The sequence below is a fragment of the Micromonospora sp. 4G55 genome, assembly GCF_016803375.1.
The window spans coordinates 1-7,255 of record NZ_JAEVHN010000302.1 but is presented as its reverse complement, the minus strand read 5'-3'; the positions used below and the strand labels follow the sequence as shown (position 1 = coordinate 7,255).

6 protein-coding genes are annotated in these 7,255 nt (G+C 68.0%); 1 reads left to right on the top strand and 5 read right to left on the bottom strand.

Translation table 11 applies throughout. The features are described 5' to 3' along the window. Positions 1-118: 118 nt before the first annotated feature. The 5 genes from JNW89_RS22120 to JNW89_RS22100 all read right to left on the bottom strand — a co-directional run bounded on the left by JNW89_RS22120 (position 119) and on the right by JNW89_RS22100 (position 5,939). Positions 119-1,132, bottom strand: a complete 1,014-nt coding sequence (locus JNW89_RS22120) for an ABC transporter ATP-binding protein (RefSeq protein ID WP_238450357.1) — start codon at positions 1,130-1,132, stop codon at positions 119-121. Then, positions 1,125-2,153: an ABC transporter ATP-binding protein gene (locus tag JNW89_RS22115; protein WP_238450358.1), complete on the bottom strand. Its 1,029-nt coding sequence runs from the start codon at positions 2,151-2,153 to the stop codon at positions 1,125-1,127. Before JNW89_RS22115 ends, JNW89_RS22120 begins: the two co-directional genes overlap by 8 nt. A gap of 26 nt (positions 2,154-2,179) precedes the next feature. Continuing rightward, on the bottom strand, positions 2,180-3,157 hold the full coding sequence (locus tag JNW89_RS22110) for an ABC transporter permease (RefSeq protein ID WP_238450356.1): 978 nt from the start codon (positions 3,155-3,157) through the stop codon (positions 2,180-2,182). A 72-nt stretch (positions 3,158-3,229) separates the two neighbouring features. Then, the gene (locus JNW89_RS22105; protein ID WP_238450355.1) at positions 3,230-4,156 is read right to left on the bottom strand and encodes an ABC transporter permease; all 927 of its coding nucleotides are present in this window, start codon (positions 4,154-4,156) and stop codon (positions 3,230-3,232) included. A gap of 142 nt (positions 4,157-4,298) precedes the next feature. Next, entirely contained in the window at positions 4,299-5,939 is a 1,641-nt protein-coding gene (locus tag JNW89_RS22100; RefSeq protein WP_238450354.1) for an ABC transporter substrate-binding protein, read from the bottom strand. 431 nt (positions 5,940-6,370) lie between these two features. On the opposite strand from JNW89_RS22100, the gene JNW89_RS22095 reads away from it, so the two are divergent. After that, the gene (locus tag JNW89_RS22095; protein WP_238450353.1) at positions 6,371-7,105 is read left to right on the top strand and encodes a PIG-L deacetylase family protein; all 735 of its coding nucleotides are present in this window, start codon (positions 6,371-6,373) and stop codon (positions 7,103-7,105) included. The last annotated feature ends 150 nt before the right edge of the window (positions 7,106-7,255 follow it).

Sequence of the window (7,255 nt, the reverse complement as noted above, 5' to 3'; positions counted from 1 at the left end):
CCTGACCGACAGGACGGCGCGGGCCGTCCGCGGGCGCCCGGCCCGGCGGCGGTCGGGCCCGGATACGACGAACCGCCTGCCGGCGTCACGCGGACGCCGGCAGGCGGTTCGGGCCGTCTCACACCTCGTGGGTGGCGACGATCTCCCGCTTCTCGGCGAAGTGGCAGGCGCTCGGGTGGTCCGAGCCCTGTCGGATCTGCAGCAGCGGCGGCTGCTCGGCGCAGATGTCCTGCGCCTTCCAGCACCGGGTGCGGAACCGGCAGCCCGAGGGCGGCGACACCGGGGACGGGACGTCACCGGTGAGCCGGATGATCGCCTTGTTGTCCCGCAGCGTCGGGTCCGGCACCGGCACCGCCGACAGCAGCGCCTGGGTGTACGGGTGGGTCGGCCCCTCGTAGATCTGGTCCTCGGTGCCGATCTCCACGATCTTGCCGAGGTACATCACCGCGACCCGGTCGGAGAGGTGACGCACCACCGACAGGTCGTGGGCGATGAACACGTACGACAGGCCGAGCTCGTTCTGGAGCTTCTCCAGCAGGTTCATCACCTGCGCCTGGATCGAGACGTCCAGGGCCGAGACGGGCTCGTCGCAGATGATCACCTCGGGCCGCAGGGCGAGCGCCCGGGCGATGCCGATGCGCTGGCGCTGACCGCCGGAGAACTGGTGCGGGTACCGGTTGATGTGCTCCGGGTTGAGGCCCACCAGGTCGAGCAGTTCCTTGACCTTGTCCCGGCGGCTGCCCTTCGGCGCCACCTCCGGGTGGATCTCGAACGGCTCGCCGATCAGGTCGCCGACCGTCATCCGCGGGTTGAGTGAGGTGTACGGGTCCTGCATGACCAGCTGGATCTGCCGGCGCAGCCGACGCAGCGCGCCGCCGGACAGCTTGGAGATGTCCTGGCCCTTGAAGAGCACGCTGCCGGCGGTCGGCTTCTCCAGGTTCATCAGCACCCGGCTCAGCGTCGACTTGCCGCAGCCGGACTCGCCGACCACGCCCAGGGTCTCACCGGCCCGCAGGTCGAAGGAGACGCCGTCGACGGCCTTGACGTGACCGATGGTCTTCTTGAACACCACACCGCGGGTGACGGGGTAGTGCTTGACCAGGTCGCGTACCTCGAGGATGTTCTCAGACACGGTTCACCAGCTCCTCGGCGAAGTGGCAGGCGCTGGCCCGACCGGCGCCGATCTGCAGCAACGGGGGGAGCTTCTCGCGGCACACCGGCTGCGCCATGGGGCAGCGCGGGTTGAACGGGCAGCCCGGCGGGATGTTCATCAGGTTCGGCGGGAGGCCCTTGATCGTGCGGAGCTGCTGGCCCTTCTCGTCCAGGCGGGGGATCGAGTCAAGCAGGCCGAGGGTGTACGGGTGCCCCGGCTTCGCGTACAGGTCGTACACGTCGGCTTCCTCGACGATCCGACCGGCGTACATGACCGCGATCCGGTCCGCGACGTCGGCGACCACGCCGAGGTCGTGGGTGATCAGGATCATGCCCATCCGCCGCTCCCGCTGGAGCTCGCCGAGCAGGTCCATGATCTGGGCCTGCACGGTCACGTCCAGCGCGGTGGTCGGCTCGTCGGCGATCAGCACCTCCGGGTCGAGCGCCAGCGACATCGCGATCATGGCGCGCTGCCGCATACCACCGGAGAACTGGTGCGGGTAGTTGCTGAACCGGCCCTTGGCGTTCGGGATCTTGACCTGGTCGAGCATCTCGATCGCGCGCTTCTTGGCGTCCGCGCGGCTCATGCCGCGACGGATGCGGAACTGCTCGGCGATCTGGAACCCGACGGTGAAGACGGGGTTCAGCGCGGAGAGCGAGTCCTGGAAGATCATCGCGATGCCCTCGCCGCGGATGCGGCGGCGCTCCTCGGCGGACATCTTGAGCATGTCCTTGCCGTGGAAGCGGACCTGACCGCCGGTGACGAAGCCGGGCGGCATGTCGAGGATGCCCATGATGGTCTGCGCGGTGACGCTCTTACCGGAGCCGGACTCGCCGAGCACGGCGAGGGTCTCCCCCGCGTCGACGTGGTAGGTGACTCCGTTGATGACCTTGGCGACGCCGTCCCGGGTGCGGAACTCCACCCGCAGGTCGTCGACCTCGAGCAGCCGGCCCGAGGGGCGGCCGGATCCGTCGGCGCCCGGCGCGGTCTGCTCGGACACGAGAATGTCGGACAACTCAGTCTCCCCTAGCGGAGTTTCGGATCGAGGGCCTCGCGGACGGCCTCACCGAGCATGACGAAGCTCAGCACGGCGGTCACGAGGAACGCGGAGGGGAAGAAGAGCAGGAACGGCGACGGCCGCAGGTAGTTCTGCGCTTCGTTGATCATGATTCCCCAGGAGACCACCGGGCTCTTCAGGCCGATACCCAGGAAGGAGAGCGTGGCCTCGGCGCCGATGAACGAGCCGATCATGATCGTCCCGTACACCAGCAGCGGCGCCAGGCAGTTCGGCAGCAGGTGCTTGAGGATGATCCGACCGGTGCCGGCGCCCATGGCGCGGGCCGCGACGATGTAGTCGGCCTCCTTGGTGGCCAGCACCGAGGAGCGCATCAGTCGCATGACCACCGGCCAGCTCAGCAGCACGAGCGACGCGATGACCAGTCCCTTGATCTCCCACTCGCTGTTGCTCGACCCCGCACCGTTGAAGGTGGTCAGGATGACGATCGCACCGAGGACGAACGGCAGGCCGAAGAAGACGTCCGCGATCCGGGAGAGCAGACCGTCGACCCAGCCGCCCTTGTAGCCGGCGATGATGCCCATCGTCCCGCCGATCAGCATGGTGCCGATCACCGAGAGCAGGGACACCACGATCGAGGCGTTGGCGCCGTAGATGACCCGGGCGTAGACGTCGCGACCCTGCACGTCGTAGCCGAACCAGGCGTCGCCCGAGGGCTCCACCCGGCTGCGGGCGAGCGCGCCGTTGGTCGGGTCACCCGAGGTGAACAGCGACGGGAATACCGACATCAGCACGAAGATCAGGATGAACGTGGCGGAGATCCAGAACAGCGGCTTGCGCCGCAGGTCCCGCCAGGCGTCACCGAGCAGGCCGCGGGGCTTCTCCTTGCGGGCGCCCTCCGGCTGACCGGCGGTGACCGGCGCACCGATCTCGGCCGGCTGCTCCGGTCGGGGGGTGCTGACGATGGAAGCGGCACTCGGGTCACTCATGCCCGCACCTCCCTCTGCTCGGCGCGGGCCTGGTTGCCCGCGCACGTGGCGATGATGGTTCGTTCGCGGCGCTCACTCATAGCGGATCCTCGGGTCCAGGGCGGCGTAGAGCAGGTCCACCACGAGGTTCATCAGGAGATAGACCAGCACCAGGACGACCACGATCGAGACAACCGTAGCGCTCTCCTTGGTGACGATCGCCCGGAGGACCTGGCGGCCGATGCCGTTGATGCCGAAGATGCCCTCGGTGATGATCGCGCCACCCATCAGGGCGCCGAGGTCGGTGCCGAGCAGCGTCACCACCGGGATCAGGGAGTTGCGCAGCAGGTGGATACCGACCACCCGGCGCATGGGCAGGCCCTTGGCGATGGCCGTCCGCACGTAGTCGGCCCGGCGGTTCTCCGCGATGCTGGTACGCGAGACCCGGGCGATGTACGCCATCGATGCGCTACCCAGCACGAAGCCTGGGAGGATCAGTTCGGAGATCCGCATCTCGTTCGACACCGTCGGGGTGACGATGCCCCACTTGACGCCGAAGAGCCACTGGAGCACGAAGCCGACGACGAAGACCGGCAGCGCGATCAGGAAGAGCGTCGAGATCAGGACCAGGTTGTCCAGGAAGCCGTTGCGCCGCAGACCGGTGAGCACACCGGCGGTCAGACCGATGAGCGCCTCGATGAGCAGGGCGACCGCGGCCAGCTTCAGCGTGTTGGGGTACGACGTCGCGATGATGTCGTTCACCGAGCGGCCGGACCAGGTCGAGCCGAAGTCCCCCTGGAAGAGGTTCTTCATGTAGACCGCGTACTGCACGATCCACGGCTCGTCGAGGTGGTACTTCTCGGTCATCATGGCGATGTAGTTATCCGGGCAGCCCCGATCACCGCACTTGCCGGCGAACGGGTCACCGGGAACCGCCCAGACGAGCGCGTAGATCATTAACGTCGTGCCGATGAACACCGGGACGAGTTGGAGCAGCCGTCTCAACAGATAACGGCCCATGGGGTGGTCCTCCAGACAGGGGGCGCGTCGGACGGCCGACACGGGTGACAACGTTGCGAGGGAATGTTGTACACCCCCTCGCGGAACGGCCCCGGGCCGGCTCACCGGTAGGCGAGCCCGACCCGGGGTCAGACCGTTCGGATCAGAGCTCGACCGAGGTGATGTCAAGCTCGCCGACGTTGGTCAGCTCCATCTTCTTGATCTTCTCCGAGTGACCGGACTGCTGGCCACCGAAGTAGACCGGCACAGTCGGGACGTCGGCGTCGATCTTCGCCACGGCCTGCTCGAACAGCGCGTGCGAGGCCTCGAGGCTCGGGGCACCGCTGGCCTGCTTGGCCAGGGCGTCGACCTCGGGGTTGCTGTACAGACCGTCGTTCGAGGAACCACCGGTCACGTAGAGCGGGTTGACCCAGTTCTCGACGTCCGGGTAGTCCTGCTGCCAGCCGGCGCGGTACATGCCGTCCATCTTGTGGGCGTTGATGTTCTGGCGGAACACCGCGAAGGTCGGCACGCCGACGGCGACGGCGTCGATCTGCAGGGTGGTCTTGATCTGCTGCGCGACGGCTTCCATCCACTCCTTGTGGCTGGCGTCCGCGTTGTAGTAGAGCTTCAGCTGGCCCTTGAAGCCGCCAGCCTTGGCGAGCAGCTGCTTGGCCTGCTCCGGGTCGTACTTGCAAGCGGTGCAGTTGCCCGGCTTGGCACCCGGGGTCAGCGGGTTGGCCCAGCTGTCGGCCGGCTTGCGGTTGCCGAAGAAGATCTTGTCGCTGATCTCCTGGCGGTTGACCGACAGCGAGATCGCCTTACGCAGGTCCGCGTTCTTGAAGCGGGCGTCGTAGACCGGGAAGGCGATGATGCCGGTCACCGGGGTGGTGGAGGAGATGGCCCGGTCGCCCAGGTCGTTCTTCCAGTTGTCACCCGCGAGGGAGGAGACCGGAACCTGCTGCTGGAAGTCCAGGTTGCCGGAGACCAGGTCGTTGTAGGCCGCCGTGTCGTCCTGGTAGATCTTGACGGTGACGTCCTTGATCTTCATCTTGTCGCGCAGGGAGTAGTCGTCGAACCGCGTCAGCTTGATCGCGACGTTGTTCTCCCAGGACACGAACTTGACCGGGCCGTTACCGATCGGCTTCTTGCCGAAGTCCTCCGCCTTGCCGGCGAAGAAGGCGTCCGGCAGCGGCATGAAGGTGCTGTAGCCGAGCTTGGTCGGGAACACGGCGGTCGGCGCGGCCAGCGTGACCTCGAAGTTCCAGTCGTCGACGACCTTCAGGCCGGACATGGTCTTCGACTTGGGCTCGGGGGCCTTCTTCGGGCCGTCCTCGTCCGGGTCGGTGGTGTTGACGTCCGCGAAGCCCGCGATGTCGGCGAAGAAGCTGGAGTTCTGCGCGCCGTTCGGCGAGTACGCGCCCCAGTTCCAGGCGTCCACGAAGTTCTTGGCCTTGACGACGGTGCCGTCGTGGAACTTCGTGTTCTGCTTGATCTTGATCTTGTAGACCTTGGAGTCGGTCGTCTCGATCGACTCGGCCAGCGCGTTCTGCGGCGCGCCACCGTTGTTCGGGTACTCGACCAGGCCGGTGAACAGCCAGTCGATGATCTTGCCACCACCGGTCTCGGTGGTGTTCGACGGAACCAGGGGGTTCTCCGGCTCCGTACCGTCGACGACGATGCTGCCGTCAGAGCTCTTGGCGGCGGTGCCGCCCTCGTCGTCATTGGTGGAGCAGCCGGACGCGATGAGCGCGAATGCCGCGCCCACGGCGATGGCGCCGCTCGCCCGCTTCGAGACTCTCATTCCGAGGGGCCTCCTCTTTCGTAACCTGGTTCCGTCGTGGGTTTCACGCACGCATGGGGGTGACGCCGCCGGTGACCCCGTGTCGCAGGTCACCGGTACTACCGCAGAGAAATCGGGACACCCCAGGGGGACCGATCCGCCGGGCCACCGCACCACTGGAGCTCGACACCGCGCAGGCTCGACGGCCACGAACCGCGCTGGTGGGCGGTGCCGTGGTCGGCGGGACGTACGGGGTGCCTCACGCCAGGGGTGAGGTGCTGCCACTGTGACACCCACCGGCCCATTACGTGAAGGTGCCGTTATCAAGACGTTAGTTGCCCGCCACGTTGCCGATACTTGGGAAAAGATCATGAAGTGCCCTGGTCGTCCGGCTCTGAGCAGGTAAGACATCAAGGCACCGCATCTCCGCACCACCCGTAGGCTCGGGGCTTGTGAGCTTCCCCGCCTCCGCTCCGGCGCTCTCCGACGTCCACCGAGCGCTGGCCGTTTTTGCCCATCCGGATGATGTCGACTTCGGCTGTGCGGGCACCATAGCAGGCTGGGTGGAGGACGGCGTGGAGGTGGCGTACCTGATCGTCACCCGCGGCGACGCGGGTGGCTTCGACGCCACCGCCCGCGAGCGGATACCCCGGTTGCGCGAGGCCGAGCAGCGCGCGGCGGCCACCGCCGTCGGGGTGACCCGGGTGGACTTCCTCGACGGGTACGCCGACGGCACCGTCACGCCGACGCTCGACCTGCGCCGGGACGTCACCGCGGCCATCCGGCGGTTCCGCCCCGACCGGGTGCTGACCAACTCGCCGCTGCGCCGGTGGGAGCACCTCGCCGGGCCGAGCCACCCCGACCACCTCGCCGTGGGCGAGGCGACCACCTGCGCCGTCTACCCGGACGCCCGCAACCCCTTCGCCCACCCGGAGCTGCTCGCGCAGGGCCTCCGGCCGTGGGTGGTCCGGGAGATCTGGTACGCCGGCGGCCCCGACCCGGACCACGCCGTGGACATCACCGACCAGATCGATCGCAAGATCGCGGCGATGCGGGCGCACTCCTCGCAGACCGACCGGCTGGACCTGGAGACCTGGGTGCGTGACCGGCTCACCGCGGTCGCCGACAACGCCGGGCTACCGTCGGGCCGGCTGGCCGAGGCGTTCACCGTGCTGCGTACCGAGTGACCCCCCGCCGCCCCGGACCACCGCGCGCCCCGGCCGACCCGGAACGGACTCCGGCCCCGGCACCACAGGGTGCGCGGAGGGGGTGGTTCGTCAGGCGGTGAAGCGCACCTTGCGGCGGCGGACCACCAGCAGGGCGACCGCACCCACGGC

Excerpts from the sequence above, each read along its gene's own strand:
- JNW89_RS22110 (WP_238450356.1), bottom strand. The coding sequence starts at position 3,157 with ATGAGTGACCCGAGTGCCGCTTCCATCGTCAGCACCCCCCGACCGGAG.
- JNW89_RS22100 (WP_238450354.1), bottom strand. The coding sequence starts at position 5,939 with ATGAGAGTCTCGAAGCGGGCGAGCGGCGCCATCGCCGTGGGCGCGGCA.
- JNW89_RS22105 (WP_238450355.1), bottom strand. The coding sequence starts at position 4,156 with ATGGGCCGTTATCTGTTGAGACGGCTGCTCCAACTCGTCCCGGTGTTC.